General features: G+C 34.9%; 17 protein-coding genes. 14 read left to right on the top strand and 3 right to left on the bottom strand.

The features are described from left to right. Positions 1-50: 50 nt before the first annotated feature. Positions 51-965 carry a lipid A-modifier LpxR family protein gene (locus WBG07_RS07190; protein ID WP_340199918.1) on the bottom strand — a complete coding sequence of 305 codons (915 nt, stop codon included), beginning with the start codon at positions 963-965 and terminating at the stop codon, positions 51-53. Positions 966-1095: 130 nt separating this feature from the next. Between WBG07_RS07190 and miaB the strand changes: the two genes are divergently transcribed. The 7 genes from miaB to groL all read left to right on the top strand — a co-directional run bounded on the left by miaB (position 1096) and on the right by groL (position 7731). After that, positions 1096-2541: a tRNA (N6-isopentenyl adenosine(37)-C2)-methylthiotransferase MiaB gene (gene miaB, locus WBG07_RS07185; protein ID WP_340199917.1), complete on the top strand. Its 1446-nt coding sequence runs from the start codon at positions 1096-1098 to the stop codon at positions 2539-2541. A 62-nt stretch (positions 2542-2603) separates the two neighbouring features. Next, positions 2604-3860 (top strand): sigma-54 interaction domain-containing protein, encoded by a 1257-nt coding sequence (locus tag WBG07_RS07180; protein WP_340199916.1) that lies wholly within the window; start codon positions 2604-2606, stop codon positions 3858-3860. A gap of 44 nt (positions 3861-3904) precedes the next feature. Then, positions 3905-4408, top strand: coding sequence for an LptE family protein (locus tag WBG07_RS07175; RefSeq protein WP_340199914.1), 504 nt, complete (start codon positions 3905-3907; stop codon positions 4406-4408). Positions 4409-4411: 3 nt separating this feature from the next. Next, the gene (locus tag WBG07_RS07170; RefSeq protein WP_340199912.1) at positions 4412-5260 is read left to right on the top strand and encodes a hypothetical protein; all 849 of its coding nucleotides are present in this window, start codon (positions 4412-4414) and stop codon (positions 5258-5260) included. A 7-nt stretch (positions 5261-5267) separates the two neighbouring features. Further along, the gene (gene secG, locus WBG07_RS07165; protein WP_340199911.1) at positions 5268-5621 is read left to right on the top strand and encodes a preprotein translocase subunit SecG; all 354 of its coding nucleotides are present in this window, start codon (positions 5268-5270) and stop codon (positions 5619-5621) included. A gap of 144 nt (positions 5622-5765) precedes the next feature. Next, positions 5766-6044: a co-chaperone GroES gene (locus WBG07_RS07160; protein WP_340199910.1), complete on the top strand. Its 279-nt coding sequence runs from the start codon at positions 5766-5768 to the stop codon at positions 6042-6044. Between the two features lie 49 nt (positions 6045-6093). After that, on the top strand, positions 6094-7731 hold the full coding sequence (groL, locus tag WBG07_RS07155) for a chaperonin GroEL (protein WP_340199909.1): 1638 nt from the start codon (positions 6094-6096) through the stop codon (positions 7729-7731). 342 nt (positions 7732-8073) lie between these two features. Here the strand turns inward: groL and WBG07_RS07150 are convergent, their stop codons facing one another. Then, positions 8074-8505, bottom strand: coding sequence for an exosortase F system-associated membrane protein (locus WBG07_RS07150; RefSeq protein ID WP_340199908.1), 432 nt, complete (start codon positions 8503-8505; stop codon positions 8074-8076). Beyond that, positions 8502-9029, bottom strand: a complete 528-nt coding sequence (gene xrtF, locus WBG07_RS07145; RefSeq protein ID WP_340199906.1) for an exosortase family protein XrtF — start codon at positions 9027-9029, stop codon at positions 8502-8504. The genes WBG07_RS07150 and xrtF overlap by 4 nt, the downstream gene beginning before the upstream one ends. A 91-nt stretch (positions 9030-9120) precedes the next feature. Here xrtF and WBG07_RS07140 point away from each other — a divergent pair, with 91 nt between their 5' ends. The 7 genes from WBG07_RS07140 (at position 9121) to rodA (ending at position 16751) form a co-directional block, all read left to right on the top strand. Then, complete coding sequence (locus WBG07_RS07140) at positions 9121-9576, top strand: GAF domain-containing protein (RefSeq protein WP_340199904.1); 456 nt, start codon at positions 9121-9123, stop codon at positions 9574-9576. 82 nt (positions 9577-9658) lie between these two features. After that, entirely contained in the window at positions 9659-11185 is a 1527-nt protein-coding gene (gene purH / locus WBG07_RS07135) for a bifunctional phosphoribosylaminoimidazolecarboxamide formyltransferase/IMP cyclohydrolase (RefSeq protein ID WP_340199902.1), read from the top strand. Positions 11186-11249: 64 nt separating this feature from the next. Beyond that, positions 11250-12278, top strand: coding sequence for a rod shape-determining protein (locus WBG07_RS07130; RefSeq protein WP_340199900.1), 1029 nt, complete (start codon positions 11250-11252; stop codon positions 12276-12278). Positions 12279-12295: 17 nt separating this feature from the next. Beyond that, entirely contained in the window at positions 12296-13111 is an 816-nt protein-coding gene (gene mreC / locus WBG07_RS07125; protein ID WP_340199899.1) for a rod shape-determining protein MreC, read from the top strand. After that, positions 13104-13613, top strand: coding sequence for a rod shape-determining protein MreD (locus tag WBG07_RS07120; protein ID WP_340199898.1), 510 nt, complete (start codon positions 13104-13106; stop codon positions 13611-13613). Before mreC ends, WBG07_RS07120 begins: the two co-directional genes overlap by 8 nt. Then, positions 13610-15475 carry a penicillin-binding protein 2 gene (gene mrdA / locus WBG07_RS07115; protein ID WP_340199897.1) on the top strand — a complete coding sequence of 622 codons (1866 nt, stop codon included), beginning with the start codon at positions 13610-13612 and terminating at the stop codon, positions 15473-15475. The genes WBG07_RS07120 and mrdA overlap by 4 nt, the downstream gene beginning before the upstream one ends. Beyond that, positions 15468-16751: a rod shape-determining protein RodA gene (gene rodA, locus WBG07_RS07110; protein ID WP_340199895.1), complete on the top strand. Its 1284-nt coding sequence runs from the start codon at positions 15468-15470 to the stop codon at positions 16749-16751. The genes mrdA and rodA overlap by 8 nt, the downstream gene beginning before the upstream one ends. The last annotated feature ends 53 nt before the right edge of the window (positions 16752-16804 follow it).

The following is a 16804-nucleotide window of genomic DNA, read 5'->3' as shown; positions in this document are numbered from 1 at the left end:
TAACAGAATTTGCTAATTTCTATGCCAAAGAACTAACTTTTAGGAATACTTTAGAAATTATACTCAAAAATAAACTTCATAAAATCATGGTTTCCAGCTTGCGGCGTAGGTCTTGAGATATAGTTATATTCTATTTTATAAGTACTATGTCTCTTATGCAAACTTATACCTCCAATAATACGGTGTCTTCCTTTTTCTGGATGGAGTGTAAAAGGAGCGTTATTATTTAGCCAACTGCCCTCAATTAAAGAGTTATGCACTACAAATCTATATGAAGTGCCTAAGTACAAGTAATTTTCAGAAGCTGAATTTCCTATCATTCCAAAAAGTGAAGAAGTCCTTAAATTACTTCTTCTTCCTACCGATAACAAAATTCCTGGCTCCGTAAAAATATCTTTTGTACCCAAAGCAGCTTTATTATTCAAGCTTATAAATACTGCTGGGATAGTTCCCAGTGGAATATCTACTACATACCTAAATATAACATTTGTCATTAATTCCGGAGATATTTGCTCAGACCAATTAGGTTTGCTATCTATTCCAGCAAATCTATGATACCATCTTTGCAATTCTCCTGCTAAAGAAGGTTTCCCGGTAATACCTAGTTGTAAACCAATGGTAATTAATTGATTTCTTTTTACGCTCACCACTGCACCTTCAATGTACAACCAACCAGCATATGGATGATCAAAAAGGGAACTATCGTTTTCATCTATCTTATCAGGAGTATACCCCTTCATACTCAGCATAAGGTTTAATTGCAGCTTGCCGCTTATGGGTTTTGGAAAAATAAAAGTACTGTTCAATTCTCTTTTATAACGAAAAAATAAACCCATAGAGTAATAACGATCTGAACCCGTCAACACATCATTATCATGCTGAAGCGAAAACTGCTGATCAAAGTTCGTTTCCTGAGAAAAAACAACACTAAAAACAAGAAAGAGTAAATACAAAAGTCGTGTCAAAAGCGTATTTATTTCTGAGCTTCAAAGAAAAGCAAATATTTATAAGTTTTTTAAAGATTCTAATAGAACTGACACTTTGACACTCCATAATTTTAGGTTATCTTTGCCGCTCAATTTGCAGACTGATTTTATGGAGAAAATAATTGATGAAAATAAGCAAGGAGAGACGCTTATTACAACAAAACAAACCAATAGTAGTCGTAAGCTATACATAGAAAGTTACGGCTGCCAGATGAATTTTTCTGATAGCGAAATTGTTGCTTCTATTTTATCTAAGGAAGGCTTTAACACTACTCAATTATTGGAAGAAGCAGACTTGGTGCTTATTAATACTTGTTCTATTCGTGACAAGGCAGAGCAAACTGTTCGTAAGAGACTCGAAAAATTTAATGCTGTTAAAAAGATCAATCCCTCTATGAAAGTGGGAGTCTTGGGCTGCATGGCAGAGCGATTAAAAAGCAAGTTTCTAGAAGAAGAAAAGATTGTAGATATGGTGGTAGGTCCGGATGCATACAAAGACCTACCCAACCTTGTACAGGAAATTGATCAAGGCCGAAATGCGGTAAATGTAATCCTATCAAAAGAAGAAACTTACGGTGATGTTGCTCCGGTGCGTTTAAACAGTAATGGAGTTACCGCATTTGTCTCTATAACAAGAGGGTGCGATAATATGTGTACCTTTTGCGTAGTTCCATTTACCCGTGGAAGAGAACGCAGCCGTGACCCAAAATCAATACTTGATGAAGTACATGATTTATGGGAACGGGGTTTTAAAGAAGTGACTCTTTTAGGGCAAAATGTAGACAGTTATCTTTGGTATGGCGGCGGATTGAAAAAGGATTTTGAAACGGCTTCCGAAATACAAAAAGCCACTGCAGTAGACTTTTCAAAGTTATTGCAAATGGTTGCAGAAGCGCAACCCAAAATGCGTATTCGATTCTCTACATCTAACCCTCAAGATATGACAGTAGATGTACTGCACACCGTTGCCGCTTATACGAATATTTGTAACTATATTCACTTACCTGTTCAAAGTGGAAGCGATCGTATTTTGAAAGAAATGAATCGTTTACATACCCGTGAAGATTATTTTAATTTGATAAAGAGTATTAGGAAGATTATACCAGATTGTGCGATTTCGCAAGATATGATCACTGGTTTCCCAACAGAAACAGAAGAAGATCACGCAGACACTTTATCATTAATGGAATTTGTAAAGTATGATTTTGGATTTATGTTTGCATATTCTGAAAGGCCAGGGACACTCGCCGGAAGAAAGATGGATGATGATGTTCCTTTAGATGTTAAGAAAAGAAGACTTTCAGAAATTATTGCTTTGCAACAAAAGCACTCAGCATTTAGAACTCAACAACACCTTAACAAAATAGAAGAAGTCCTTATTGAAGGAACTTCCAAAAAATCTGATGCACATTGGATGGGTAGAAATAGCCAAAATACCGTAGTGGTTTTTCCTAAAGAGTATTATAAGATGGGTGAGTTTGTAAATGTAAAAATTAACGATTGTACTTCTGCCACTCTTATTGGTGAGGCAGTAGGCTATTCATCAAATAATTAAATAGATTGAATTGGCAACCATAGTTGTTAAATGTACGCTATTCGTAAACCAATTGACTTAATATGGAGAATGTTCAAGCCATAAAACAACGTTTCGGTATCATTGGAAATGATATCAAATTAAATCGTGCAATTGAAAAAGCGATACAGGTTGCGCCTACTGATATTTCGGTATTAGTTACTGGCGAAAGTGGTGTTGGAAAAGAAAGTATTCCAAAAATTATTCATGCACTTTCACATAGAAAACATGGCAAATTTATTGCTGTTAATTGCGGTGCCATTCCAGAAGGCACTATAGATAGTGAACTTTTTGGACATGAGAAAGGTTCTTTTACTGGAGCTACCTCCACAAGAAGCGGGTATTTTGAAGAAGCAAATGGTGGCACCATATTTTTAGATGAGGTAGGTGAATTACCATTAACTACTCAGGTAAGACTTCTGCGTGTTCTGGAGAATGGCGAATTTATTAAAGTAGGCTCTTCAAAAGCACAAAAAACAGATGTGCGAATAGTAGCAGCTACCAATGTGGCTATGTTTGAAGCTATTCAAAAAGAGAAATTCAGAGAAGATTTGTACTATAGATTAAGTACTGTTGAAATCAATCTTCCACCTTTAAGGCAAAGAAAAGATGATATTCATTTACTATTTAGAAAATTTGCATCAGACTTTGCTCATAAATACAAAATGCCAACCATAAGGCTTCAGGAAGAAGCACTAACATTATTGACTAAATATCACTGGGCCGGAAACATAAGACAATTGAGAAATGTTGCCGAACAAATCTCTGTATTGGAAAAAAACAGGGAGATTTCTGCTTCCACTCTCAGCAGTTACTTGCCTAATATGGGAAGTAACTTGCCTGCTGTAATTTCTGGAACTAAGTCAAAGAACGATTTCAGTGATGAAAGAGAGATTCTTTATAAGGTGTTGTTTGACATGAAAAACGACCTTAATGATCTTAAAAAGCTCACAATGGAATTAATGGAAAGTGGAAATAATGAAAAAGTTCAAAAGGAAAATCAAGGACTTATTCAAAAAATCTACGGAGACGAAGACACGGTAACTTATGAGTCTGCTGATGAAGCAATGGAAGTACTCCAAATTGCAGACCATAGTGAACCAACTCCTATTGTAACGGAAGACAAATATCATTTCGCAGAAGAAATTGAAGAAGAAGAAACACTTTCACTACAAGACAAAGAGCTAGAATTAATTAAAAAAGCCTTGGAAAGAAACAAAGGAAAGCGAAAAGCTGCCGCCAACGAATTAGGTATTTCTGAACGTACTTTATATCGAAAAATAAAGCAGTTTGACCTTTAAATATGAATTAAAATAATGATCTTATCTTTAAGGTTTATATGAATATGAGAATATGTAAGATTATAGTAATTACAATTTTTACCAGCATTTTTCTGAGTGCATGCGGTGCCTATAACTTTACGGGAGGTAACACAGGTAATGCCAAAACTTTTCAAGTAAATTATTTTCAAAACAACGCACCCATTATAGAACCGGGACTGGATAGAGATTTCACTCAATTTCTCCAAAACCTAATTGTAACCCAAACCAACCTGGATTTAACAACTGCTGATGCCGATTTGGTTTACGAAGGAGAAATTGTAGAATACAGAATCATCCCTAATAGTGCTACTGCAGATCAAACAGCAGCACAAAATAGACTTACTATTGCGGTGAGTCTACGATATACAAATAACGTAGAGGATGAAAAAGATTTTGAACGTAGATTTTCATTTTTCTTTGACTACCCTGCATCCACAGCCATTGAATCTATTAAATCTGAAGCTCATGAAGCAATTTTTGAGCGGATAGGTCAGGATATTTTTAATGCTTCATTAGCAGACTGGTAACGTATGGTAGTTTCGGAATTCACATATTTGCTTCAAAACCCAGGACATATAGACCCGGGGCAAACTGCAGAACTAGAAAAAGTATTGGAGGCATATCCATATTTTCAGGCTGCCGCCGCCATTCACCTTAAAGGGTTAAAAAATCTAGAAAGCTTTAAATACAATCAAGCACTTAAAAAAACAGCTTCACTAACTACAGACAGGGCCATTCTTTTTGATTTTATTACTTCAAAAGAGTTTAAGCAAAATAGCATAGCAGAAGCAATTACGGAACACTCTTTACAACTTTCTAATATACCTGTTGAAGTAGAAGAAATTAAAGCAGAAGACAGGGCGCATATCCCTGAAGAATACTTAGGCTCTAAAAGTGATGCCAATGCAGTACTAGATCCCGGTTTATTTCAACCCAAAGATCCGGAACGAGATGTAAAAATTGAAATGGGGAAACCATTGGAATTTAGCAGAAGTGAGAAACATTCCTTTTCTGAATGGCTGAAATTATCTGCCGCCAAACCTATTGAAAGAAAAGAAGATACATCAAAAGAAATTCAACTACAAAAAAAAGGATTCTCAGAAAAAGAGCGCAAATTTGCGTTAATAGAAAGATTTATTTCTACCAATCCAAAAATTGTTCCCTCAAAAGAGCAGATACCAAATATTAATTTGGCAACGGAAAACAAAATAGAGGCAGAAGGACTTATGACAGAGACACTTGCAAGGGTTTATGTTGAACAAAAAAAGTATAAAAAAGCCGTACAAGCTTTCAAAATTTTAAGTTTGAAATATCCGGAAAAAAGTGGTTTCTTTGCAGACCAAATTAAGGCGATAAAAAGAATACAGCAAAATAATTAATATTGAAATGAGTGCATTTTGGATTTTTTTAATACTAATCATCGTAGTTTCTATACTACTCGTATTAGTGATTATGGTACAGAACCCTAAAGGTGGAGGTTTATCTTCTTCTTTTGGAGGCGGAGGAAATCAAGTTGTTGGAGGTGTAAAAAAGACAGGAGACTTTCTTGATAAGAGTACTTGGACTTTAGCTACTATCCTAATAGCTTTAATATTGCTATCAAATACGGTGGCAAAAGATGGTAGAGCTACCCGAGATTCTAAACTTCTTGAAAATCAAAATACAGAAAATACAATCCCGGCAGAAAATCAAGAAACCGAGACTCCTGCAGCGGTAAATGATTCTACGGAAACAAATTAAGTGAATACTTTATAAGCATCAAAAATGCCAGCTTGTCATAAGCTGGCATTTTTTTATGTATACATGTCAGTAAATATGAGTTGGCACAATTTCTGTCTATAATGCAGGAACGTTAAAACATTAATCAAACAAAATTTTATACAAATGAGTAAAGTTAATATTAAACCATTAGCAGACAGAGTGCTGGTAGAACCAGTTGCTGCAGAAACTACTACTGCTTCGGGTATTATTATTCCAGACACTGCAAAAGAAAAGCCTCAAAAAGGTGTAATTGTGGCAGTTGGCCCTGGTACAAAAGATGAGCCCGTTACCGTAAAAGTAGGAGATACTGTTTTATATGGTAAATATTCTGGCACAGAGCTCAAGTTAGAAGGTGCAGATTATTTAATGATGCGTGAGAGTGATATTCTTGCCGTTATTTAATTTAATCATTTCAAACTCCAATTAATAAATTCTAAAAAAATAGTCAATTATGGCAAAAGATATAAAATTTGATATCGAAGCACGTGATGGTTTAAAACGTGGTGTAGATGCATTAGCAAATGCGGTAAAAGTTACCTTAGGACCAAAAGGTCGTAATGTTATTATAAGCAAATCCTTTGGATCTCCAACCGTTACCAAAGATGGTGTTTCTGTTGCAAAAGAAATTGAGCTTAAAGATGAGCTTGAAAATATGGGAGCACAAATGGTGAAGGAAGTTGCTTCTAAAACAAATGATTTAGCAGGTGATGGTACTACTACCGCTACCGTTCTGGCGCAGGCGATTGTAAAGGAAGGTCTTAAAAATGTAGCCGCTGGTGCAAATCCCATGGATTTAAAACGAGGAATTGATAAAGCAGTAGAGGCAATTGTTGCTGATCTTGAAAAACAAACAAAATCTGTAGGCGACTCTTCTGAAAAAATTAAGCAGGTTGCTTCCATTTCTTCAAATAATGATGAAACCATTGGTGAACTAATCGCACAATCGTTTGAGAAAGTTGGCAAAGAAGGTGTGATTACTGTTGAAGAAGCCAAAGGAACAGACACTTATGTAGATGTAGTAGAAGGAATGCAGTTTGACAGAGGATACCTTTCTCCCTATTTTGTGACGGATTCAGAAAAAATGATTACTGACCTTGACAATCCATATATTCTTCTTTTTGACAAGAAGATTTCTACAATGAAAGACCTTTTACCTGTTTTAGAGCCTGTAGCGCAAACTGGAAAACCTCTTTTGATTATTTCCGAAGATGTTGATGGAGAAGCACTCGCTACTCTAGTAGTTAACAAACTAAGAGGTGCTCTTAAGATTGCTGCAGTAAAAGCTCCAGGATTTGGGGATAGAAGGAAAGCAATGCTTGAAGATATTGCCATTCTTACAGGGGGTACTGTAATTGCTGAAGAAAGAGGATTTACACTTGAGAATGCTACTATTGAAATGCTAGGTACAGCTGAGAAAGTGAGTATTGATAAAGATACTACTACTATTGTAAATGGATCTGGTGTTGCAGATGACATTAAAGCACGTGTAAATCAAATAAAAGCTCAGATTGAAACAACTACTTCCGATTACGATCGTGAAAAATTACAGGAACGTCTTGCTAAACTTGCAGGTGGTGTTGCTGTTCTTTATGTGGGCGCTGCTTCTGAAGTAGAAATGAAAGAGAAAAAAGATCGTGTGGATGATGCCCTGCATGCTACAAGAGCTGCAGTTGAAGAAGGCATTGTTGCAGGTGGAGGTGTTGCACTAGTAAGAGCTAAAAGTGTTTTAAGTAAAGTAAACACAGAAAATCCAGATGAAGCTACTGGTGTACAAATAGTTACACGTGCTATAGAAGCACCGCTTAGAACTATTGTTGAAAACGCAGGTGGAGAAGGTTCTGTAGTAGTTGCTAAAGTAATTGAAGGTGAAGGAGATTTTGGATACGATGCTAAATCTGAAGCATACGTTGATATGCTGAAAGCTGGTATTATTGATCCTAAAAAAGTAACTAGAATTGCTTTAGAAAATGCTGCTTCTGTTGCCGGAATGATTCTTACAACAGAATGTGCTTTAGTAGACATAAAAGAAGATGCTCCTGCAGGTGGCGGAATGCCCCCAATGGGTGGCGGAATGCCAGGCATGATGTAATAACTTAATAGTTTTAATTATAAAAAAAAATGAGGCTGCTTATTAAGTAGCCTCATTTTTTATGTAGAGATTTTAGATACCTTAATTTCAAAAAAGTGTTGGGCTAAATAGATGTACAAAAGTGGTTTCTGCGCAATACCGTAGTTCAACTTTGCTTCTGTAAAATAAGGAAGATCTGAAAATATTATCTTTTCCTTTAAGATTTTATCCTATTCAAGATTACGTTGTTATGGAAGTAAATCTATTTAAGACCTAAGTATCTAAAACATATAAACATTATTTATATGATTCTTCTTTCTTTCTTTATGTATTGTTCTTTTAAAAATTAAAAAACAATACTACCTATTCTGAAAATCTATTTTGATAATAAAAGGCAGGTATTAAGATAAATACCAATAAAGGCTGGATGAGAAAACGACGCGTATAAAAAGTCCAAAGATGATGCTCTTCTAATTTGTATTCAATAAGTAAAAAATATGCCAGTATTAAAATTACAAACAGTATTACATAAAGAACTATAGCTACCTTTATAAATTGACCGTTTTTAAAAATAATCCAAAGTAATAAAAGTGATATCACGGTATTAATAATGTACCGGAAAAAATGACTGAGAAATAGTCTAGTTCCATTAAATTCTGGCACTTCATTAGCATAAAAGCCACCTTTAAAATAATTCAAAAAAGGATCATAAAACAATTGACTTTCAAACATTCTCACCAAAACCAATAACACGAACAATAATAGAATCCAAAAAAAATTCAAATATTTTTTCATTTTTTAGCTAGTTTGGAAACCCAAATCATCCACATCAAAAAAACAATCCCATAAATAATTAAAGGAAAAATAATGGCATGTAAAAAGTCTTTATATTCAGGTACTTCATAAAAACCTATCAATAAAAGCACAATCCGAAACAAGTTTACTAAGTAAATCAGTAAACTTCCTCCTAAAATAAATAGAATTGTATTTAAAAAACTCCCTTTAAATGCAATTACAAACGAAAGAAATAAAATAATAACGCTTATAGAGTTGCATCCTTCCACAATAACTGCTATGGGTTTATCACGCACTAAAAAACGCACAAAAGACTCGCCATCTAAAATATGGGTAGTACTTTCATAGTTAATTACATCCATTAACTTTTCACTTTGATATGCTACTAACTGGGTTATGCTATCTGGTTCTTGATTGTAATGACTTAAATAATAATTATAAAGTAGGGTAAGTACGCCATAAACTAAAAAAAACTTCACAACAAAAGCAATGGCGGGCTGATATTTTTTTAAAATTTTAAACAAGAGACTTATTGTTAACTATAACAAAAATATGCATTTATGCTTCCTTTGTGTACGATTTTTTAAATACTTTTGGAAACTTAAAAATACATCCATGAATTTTGAGCTACTCAAAAACAGTGTTAATTCTATTCTAAATACAGAAGACGCAGACACCTCTAAAAAACTCACTCAAATATGCGAGCTGCTTCAAGAAGAAATAGCGTATTATGATTGGGTAGGCTTCTATTTTAAAAATGGCAACAAGAATGAGCTTAAACTAAGAGCGTTTGCTGGAGAACCTACAGATCATGAAATTATTCCATTTGGAAAAGGTATCTGTGGACAAGTGGCGGTTTCCAATGAAAATTTCGTAGTGCCAGACGTTAAAGCACAAGATAACTATATTGCCTGTAGTATTTTTGTAAAAGCAGAGATTGTGATTCCGCTTTTCCTAAATGGCGAAAATATTGGTCAAATTGATATAGATTCTCATACAGCTAATCCTTTTTCTAAAGCTGATGAGGAATTCTTAGAATTTGTAAATAAACAAGTTGCTACAATTCTTTAATTTTTTACATTTTTATTCCATAATATTGAGTTGATTTTAAGGTAAAAAAATTACTTTTGCAGTCAATCACAACACCGTCATAATGAACACTTTAAAAACTGCTAAATCTGCCTTAATTTCTGTATTTAGCAAGAATGGCCTTCAACCAATTGTTGAAAAACTTAATGAGCTGGGAATTACTATTTATTCAACCGGCGGAACGGAGAAATACATTCGAGATCTTGGAATTGATGTAATTCCAGTTGAAGATATAACTAGTTACCCTTCTATTCTCGGCGGAAGAGTAAAAACATTACATCCAAAGGTGTTTGGAGGGATTCTTAACAGACAGGATAATGCAACAGATGTAGCAGAACTTTCTGAGTATGAAATACCTCAAATTGATATTGTGATTGTAGATTTGTATCCATTTGAAAAAACAGTAGCTAGTGACGCTTCAGAGCAGGAAGTTATCGAGAAAATAGATATAGGTGGTATTTCACTTATTCGTGCGGCTGCCAAAAATTTCAAGGATGTAATATGCGTGTCTTCTGTAGATGATTATTCAGAATTTTTAAATTTAATTACTACCTCAGCAGGCACAACTAGTCTTCAAGAGCGTAAACGCTTTGCGGCAAAGGCATTCAATGTATCATCTCACTATGATACTGCCATTTTCAATTACTTTAATGAAGAAGAAACTGTTTACAAAGCCAGTATTACAAAAGGTAAAGAATTACGATACGGTGAAAACCCGCATCAAAAAGGATTCTTTTTTGGTGATTTTGATCAAATGTTTGATAAGCTTCATGGAAAAGAACTTTCCTACAATAACCTTTTAGATGTAGATGCGGCTATAAATCTAATGGCTGAATTTACAAATGACGCGCCAACATTTGCCATTTTAAAACACAATAACGCTTGCGGAATTGCTACCAGATCAACAGTCAAAGAAGCCTATGGGGCTGCATTGGCTGGAGATCCAATATCAGCATTTGGAGGCATTCTAATAAGCAATAAAGAAATTGATAAAGCAACTGCTGAAGATATTAATTCGCTCTTTTGTGAAGTGGTAATTGCACCTTCTTTTGAAAAAGAAGCTTTAGAAGTTCTTACTTCCAAGAAAAACAGAATTGTTCTTGTACAAAAAACCACTCTATTGCCTGAAACCATTGTGAGAACGTGCCTAAATGGCGTTTTGGTTCAGGATAAAGATCTTAAAACAGATTCTTTGGCAGCGCTTACCTACAGAACAAATAATAAGCCTACTGAAGCAGAATTAGAAGACCTCATTTTTGCTTCCAAAATATGCAAGAATACGAAGTCTAACACAATTGTACTGGCAAAAAACAAACAATTATTCGCCAGTGGTACTGGGCAAACAAGTCGTGTGGATGCGCTAAAGCAAGCTATAGAAAAAGCCAATAATTTCAATTTTGACCTGAAAGGCAGTGTGATGGCAAGTGATGCATTTTTTCCATTTCCAGACTGTGTAGAGATTGCTGGTGATGCAGGCGTAACCGCTGTAATACAACCTGGAGGTTCTATTAAAGACCAATTGAGTATAGATTATTGTAATGAAAATAATATGGCTATGGTATTCACAGGCACCCGTCATTTTAAGCATTAAATTCATTACATTTGATAGCATGCCCTAGAAACCATTGATTAAACTCTAAAAAACAAGAAAGTATATGGGATTTTTTGATTTCTTAACCGAGGAAATCGCCATTGACCTCGGAACTGCAAATACACTTATCATTCACAATGATAAGGTAGTGGTAGACAGTCCATCTATTGTGGCAAGAGATCGTATAAGCGGGAAAATTATTGCGGTTGGGAAAGAAGCTAATATGATGCAAGGGAAAACCCATGAAAATATAAAAACTATCCGCCCTTTGAAAGATGGTGTTATTGCAGATTTTGATGCTTCGGAAAAAATGATCAATATGTTCATTAAAAATATTCCAGCATTAAAAAAACGATTATTCACACCCTCGTTAAGAATGGTAATTTGTATTCCTTCTGGAATAACAGAAGTTGAAATGCGAGCAGTAAAAGAGTCCGCAGAAAGGGTAAATGGGAAAGAAGTTTATCTTATACACGAACCAATGGCAGCGGCAATAGGTATAGGTCTTGACATCATGCAGCCTAAAGGTAATATGATTGTTGATATAGGGGGAGGTACTACAGAAATTGCAGTTATCGCGTTAGGAGGAATTGTGTGCGACAAATCAGTTAAAATAGCTGGAGATGTTTTTACAAATGACATTATCTATTATATGCGAACCCAGCACAACCTTTATGTAGGGGAAACTACAGCTGAAAATATAAAAATCCAAATAGGAGCGGCTACTGAAGATTTAGAAACTCCACCAGAAGAAATGAGTGTACAGGGACGTGATTTGCTTACAGGGAAACCAAAACAAGTACAGATTACTTGGAGAGAAATTGCCAAAGCACTTGATAAGTCTATCCTACGCGTTGAAGATGCGGTAATGGAAACACTATCACAAACTCCACCAGAACTAGCTGCTGATATTTATAATACTGGTATTTATCTTGCAGGGGGTGGTTCTATGCTTCGCGGACTGGATAAAAGACTTTCGCAAAAAACAGATTTACCTGTTTTTATAGCAGAAGACCCATTAAGAGCCGTCGTTAGAGGTACGGGTATTGCACTAAAAAACATTGACAGGTATAAAAGTATTCTTATTAGATAGGAAAAGAATAGGTCTCCATGCAGAATATCATAGCATTTTTCTTAAGAAACCGGATTTTCTTCCTGTTTATTCTGCTCTTTGTAGTCTCTCTAAGCCTAACAATACAATCACATACTTACCACAGAAGTAAATTTATTAATTCTGCCAACTGGTTAACCGGAGGTTTATATGCTTCCGTAAATGATATTTCATCTTATTTTGGTTTAAGAGATCAGAACCAACAATTGCTAGAAGAAAACAAAAGACTTCGTGGTTTATTGATGAATCAGGATGAGGTTATAGATTCTATACCTATGGATTCCACCAAACAATTCAATTTAATTACTGCAAGTATTATTAAAAATAGCTTTAAGAAAACCAATAATTATTTAACTATTAACAAAGGAAAATCACTTGGTATTGAAAACGATATGGGGGTAATTAGCTCTCAGGGAATTATTGGAATTATTGATAATACTTCAGCGAATTACAGTGTTGTTCAATCGGTATTAAACTCCTTATCAGAAATAAATGCAAGTCTTAAGAACACTTCTTACTTTGGAACCTTAGTTTGGAACCAGAAAGATTACAGGTATGTTCAACTTACTGATATCCCAAAAAACGTAAACATCAAAAAAGGAGATACCATTGTAACTGGAGGCATGTCAACTATTTTTCCAAAAGATATTTTAATTGGCACCATAGAGAATTTTGAGCTTACTACTTCTGACAATTATTATAACATCTCCGTGAAACTTTTTAATGACATGGCCAATGTAAAACATGTATATGTTATTAAAAACAAAGACAGGAAAGAAATTATTCAACTTGAAAATCAGATAAAGGATGAATAATGAAGTTATCGTAAACACTTTCAGGTTTATTACCTTAGTACTTCTACAAGTACTTATTTTTAATCATGTTTATTTTCTAGGTTTTATTAGCCCATTTATTTATGTGCTTTTTATACTGCTCTATCCGGTGCGCAAAGACAAACAGGGACTATTTTTAATAGCTTCATTTTTTCTAGGACTCACGATAGATATCTTTAGCGATAGCGGAGGCGTAAATGCTGCTGCATCTGTAGCTATTGCATATATGAGACCTAGTGTATTGAAATTTGCATTTGGTAATGTCTATGAATTTCAAAATTTAAAAATAAGCCAAACCGCTTTAGGACAGAGATTAGTCTATGTAAGTATTCTTATTTTAACACATCATTTACTATTGTTCTCGTTAGAGATTTTTAGCTTTGTAGATATACTTTCTATTCTTAAAAAAACGTTATCAACAGGAATATTCACTATTTTTTTGAGTTTCTTGGCGATACCTCTATTTAGACGAAAGAAAACATGAGAAAGCTTTTACTGTCATCTATCATCATCATCATTGCACTAACATATATTGGTAGACTTTCGTATTTACAAATTGTAAATCCTCCTACGGGAAATATTTTAGATGATACGGCTATCAAAGCTTTTTATGACTACCCAGAAAGGGGGCATATTTACGATCGTAATGGCATTTTAATGGTAGCGAATCAACCTGCCTATGATGTGATGGTTATTCCCAGAGAAGTAAAAGCAATTGATACTTTGGAGTTTTGTACACTTCTAAATATTTCCAAAGAACAATTTATCAAACAATACACAAAAGCCAGAAATTACTCTCCTAGACTTCCCTCCGTTTTTGTCCCACAGTTATCAAAAGAAGAATATGCTTCTCTACAAGAAAAAATGCGTAGATATAAAGGATTTTATATACAAAAAAGATCTTTGCGAAATTATATAACCAAGAACGCGGGTAATATCTTAGGTTACATTAGTGAGGTAAATGAGCGTGACCTGAGGAACAACCCATATTATGTGCAAGGAGAAATTATTGGCAGACAAGGAATAGAAAAAGAGTATGAGGACTTACTTAGAGGACGAAAAGGAGTAAAATATATTCAAAAAGACCGTTTTAATCGTGATTTAGGACCGTATAAAAATGGAATGTTTGATACCTTACCTAAACCTGGAAATGAAATTAGCCTTACCATAGATAGTAGGCTACAGGCCTATGGAGAATTATTGATGCAAAATAAAAGAGGAGGTATTGTAGCACTAGATCCAAAGTCTGGTGAAATATTGACATTAGTATCTGCTCCTACCTATGATCCTTCGCTCCTTGTAGGGAGAAAACGATCAAAAAATTACACAGAGTTATACTATGACTCTATTGCAAAACCCCTTTATGACAGAGGCTTACTAGCCATGTATCCTCCAGGATCTCCATTCAAAGCAATTAATGCCCTGATAGGTCTGCAAGAAGGTGTAATCACTACTGAAACGGCTTTTACCTGTTACCATGGTTATCGCTATGGACGAAGTGCTTTTATGGGTTGTCACTGTCCCAGTGGTTCTGTAAATAAGTTAAATCGCGGGATTTACAATTCATGTAATGCTTATTTTGCAAATACCTACAGAAGAATTATTGAGAAATACCCTAAGGCAGCTTTAGGGATGTCTGTATGGGAGAAGCACGTGAGAAGTTTTGGACTTGGTGATTATCTGGGTTATGACCTTCCAATTGGAAAGTCTGGTAAAGTTCCAAATACAAACTATTATAATAAGGTTTATGGTGAAAACAGATGGTTCGCTACCAACACATTATCTAATGCTATAGGGCAAGGAGAGATCTTGACAACTCCTATACAGTTAGCAAATATAACCGCCGCAATTGCCAACCGAGGATATTTCTATACACCTCATATTATAAAAACAGTAAATGGCAACCCTATTGAAAATGAGAAATATACAATTCCTAAAAAGACAACCATAGATCCTGAGCATTTTGAGCCTGTTGTACAAGGCATGTATGATGTTTATAATTATGGTACTGCAAAATGGTTAAAAGTTAAAGATATAGCAATTGCCGGGAAAACTGGAACCGCAGAAAACTATACGCGAATAGATGGTAAAAGAACCCAGCTTACAGATCACTCCATTTTTGTTGCCTTTGCACCTGTTGATGACCCTAAGATAGCGATTGCTGTATTTGTAGAAAATGGCTACTGGGGTTCAAGATATGCTGGCCCTATTGCCTCATTAATGATTGAAAAATATATCAAAGGAGAGATCACTCGCACAGACCTTGAGAAAAGGATGTTTGAAATGAGCCTTGAAGAAGAGTATGCGAAACCATTAAGCGGAGAATCCTTTAAAATTAATGAATAATAAGCTCCTCCAAAAAACAGACTGGTTCACCATTTTAATTTATGCAATACTTGTATTTATTGGATGGTTAAATATTTATTCTGCCACGTTAACTGAAGTAGATCACTCTCTATTAGACCTAACTCAGTCCTATGGCAAACAGCTTTTGTTTATTGGTGTTTCTCTAGTAACCATTATGCTTATCATGGCGGTTGATGCCAAGTTTTATGAGCGTTTTTCAAGTATTATCTATCTCATTTCATTAGTCTCTTTAGTAGCTTTGTTTTTATTTGGTAAAAATATAAACGGGGCTACATCGTGGTATTCTTTTGGTAGTATTACTTTACAACCTTCAGAATTTGCAAAAGCAGCAACAGCATTAGCTCTTGCGAAACATTTAAGTGATATTCAAACCAATATTCATGTTTTAAAAGATCAAATGCAGTCATTTCTGATTATTGCTTTACCTGCGCTTCTCATTATTCCACAACCAGACCCCGGTAGTGCTATGGTTTATGCCGCTTTCTTTTTTGTCTTGTACAGAGAGGGCCTCTCTCCTGTTTACTTACTGATTGGTTTAGGCGCTGCCGCGTTATTTGTAGCTACGCTGGTTTTTGGTCCGGCATGGGTAGCAGTTATTGTTTTCTTTGCTGTAATTATCTTTTTTGCTATCCAGAAAAGGAAGAAAAAGCGCACTTCTATACTCCCTTTTCTTGTTACTTTAACTAGTTGCATTATTTTTTCTTTTTCCGTAAGATTTATTTATGACAATGTCTTTGAACAAAGACATCGAGATCGCTTTAGTCTCTGGCTAAGGTTAGAGAAAGATCCGGTAAAGTTAGAGAAGATTAAAAAAACTATTGGGTACAACACCAACCAATCTGAAGAAGCAATTGGTTCTGGTGGATTCTTTGGAAAAGGCTTTTTAGAGGGCACTCGTACTAAAGGAGACTTTGTGCCAGAACAGCATACTGATTATATTTTTAGCACTGTTGGCGAAGAATGGGGCTTTCTAGGAAGTGCCGCCGTTGTGATTTTGTTTACGATCTTACTCTTGCGACTTCTATTTTTGGCAGAAAGGCAGAAGTCTCAGTTTAGCCGAATTTATGGTTATAGCGTTGCTTCCATTCTCTTTTTTCATTTTGCCATTAATATAGGTATGGTAATAGGTCTATTGCCAACAATAGGGATTCCTTTACCATTTTTTAGTTATGGAGGGTCTGGATTACTAGGCTTTACAATTTTACTTTTTATATTTCTAAAACTAGATGCAAATCGTATTAATGAGTGGTTGTAGTTTTGAAAGAATTTTATTACTTTTAAAGTAAATAAAAATGATGAAAAAAATAC

The organism is Ascidiimonas meishanensis (assembly GCF_037782385.1).
Classification (GTDB): domain Bacteria; phylum Bacteroidota; class Bacteroidia; order Flavobacteriales; family Flavobacteriaceae; genus Ascidiimonas; species Ascidiimonas meishanensis.
This window is presented reverse-complemented; position numbering and strand designations above follow the sequence as displayed.

Excerpts from the sequence above, each read along its gene's own strand:
- WBG07_RS07180 (WP_340199916.1), top strand. The coding sequence starts at position 2,604 with ATGGAGAATGTTCAAGCCATAAAACAACGTTTCGGTATCATTGGAAAT.
- purH (WP_340199902.1), top strand. The coding sequence starts at position 9,659 with ATGAACACTTTAAAAACTGCTAAATCTGCCTTAATTTCTGTATTTAGC.
- WBG07_RS07170 (WP_340199912.1), top strand. The coding sequence starts at position 4,412 with ATGGTAGTTTCGGAATTCACATATTTGCTTCAAAACCCAGGACATATA.
- mreC (WP_340199899.1), top strand. The coding sequence starts at position 12,296 with ATGCAGAATATCATAGCATTTTTCTTAAGAAACCGGATTTTCTTCCTG.
- rodA (WP_340199895.1), top strand. The coding sequence starts at position 15,468 with ATGAATAATAAGCTCCTCCAAAAAACAGACTGGTTCACCATTTTAATT.
- secG (WP_340199911.1), top strand. The coding sequence starts at position 5,268 with ATGAGTGCATTTTGGATTTTTTTAATACTAATCATCGTAGTTTCTATA.
- WBG07_RS07150 (WP_340199908.1), bottom strand. The coding sequence starts at position 8,505 with ATGAAAAAATATTTGAATTTTTTTTGGATTCTATTATTGTTCGTGTTA.
- WBG07_RS07160 (WP_340199910.1), top strand. The coding sequence starts at position 5,766 with ATGAGTAAAGTTAATATTAAACCATTAGCAGACAGAGTGCTGGTAGAA.
- groL (WP_340199909.1), top strand. The coding sequence starts at position 6,094 with ATGGCAAAAGATATAAAATTTGATATCGAAGCACGTGATGGTTTAAAA.
- WBG07_RS07120 (WP_340199898.1), top strand. The coding sequence starts at position 13,104 with ATGAATAATGAAGTTATCGTAAACACTTTCAGGTTTATTACCTTAGTA.
- miaB (WP_340199917.1), top strand. The coding sequence starts at position 1,096 with ATGGAGAAAATAATTGATGAAAATAAGCAAGGAGAGACGCTTATTACA.
- WBG07_RS07130 (WP_340199900.1), top strand. The coding sequence starts at position 11,250 with ATGGGATTTTTTGATTTCTTAACCGAGGAAATCGCCATTGACCTCGGA.
- WBG07_RS07175 (WP_340199914.1), top strand. The coding sequence starts at position 3,905 with ATGAGAATATGTAAGATTATAGTAATTACAATTTTTACCAGCATTTTT.
- mrdA (WP_340199897.1), top strand. The coding sequence starts at position 13,610 with ATGAGAAAGCTTTTACTGTCATCTATCATCATCATCATTGCACTAACA.
- WBG07_RS07140 (WP_340199904.1), top strand. The coding sequence starts at position 9,121 with ATGAATTTTGAGCTACTCAAAAACAGTGTTAATTCTATTCTAAATACA.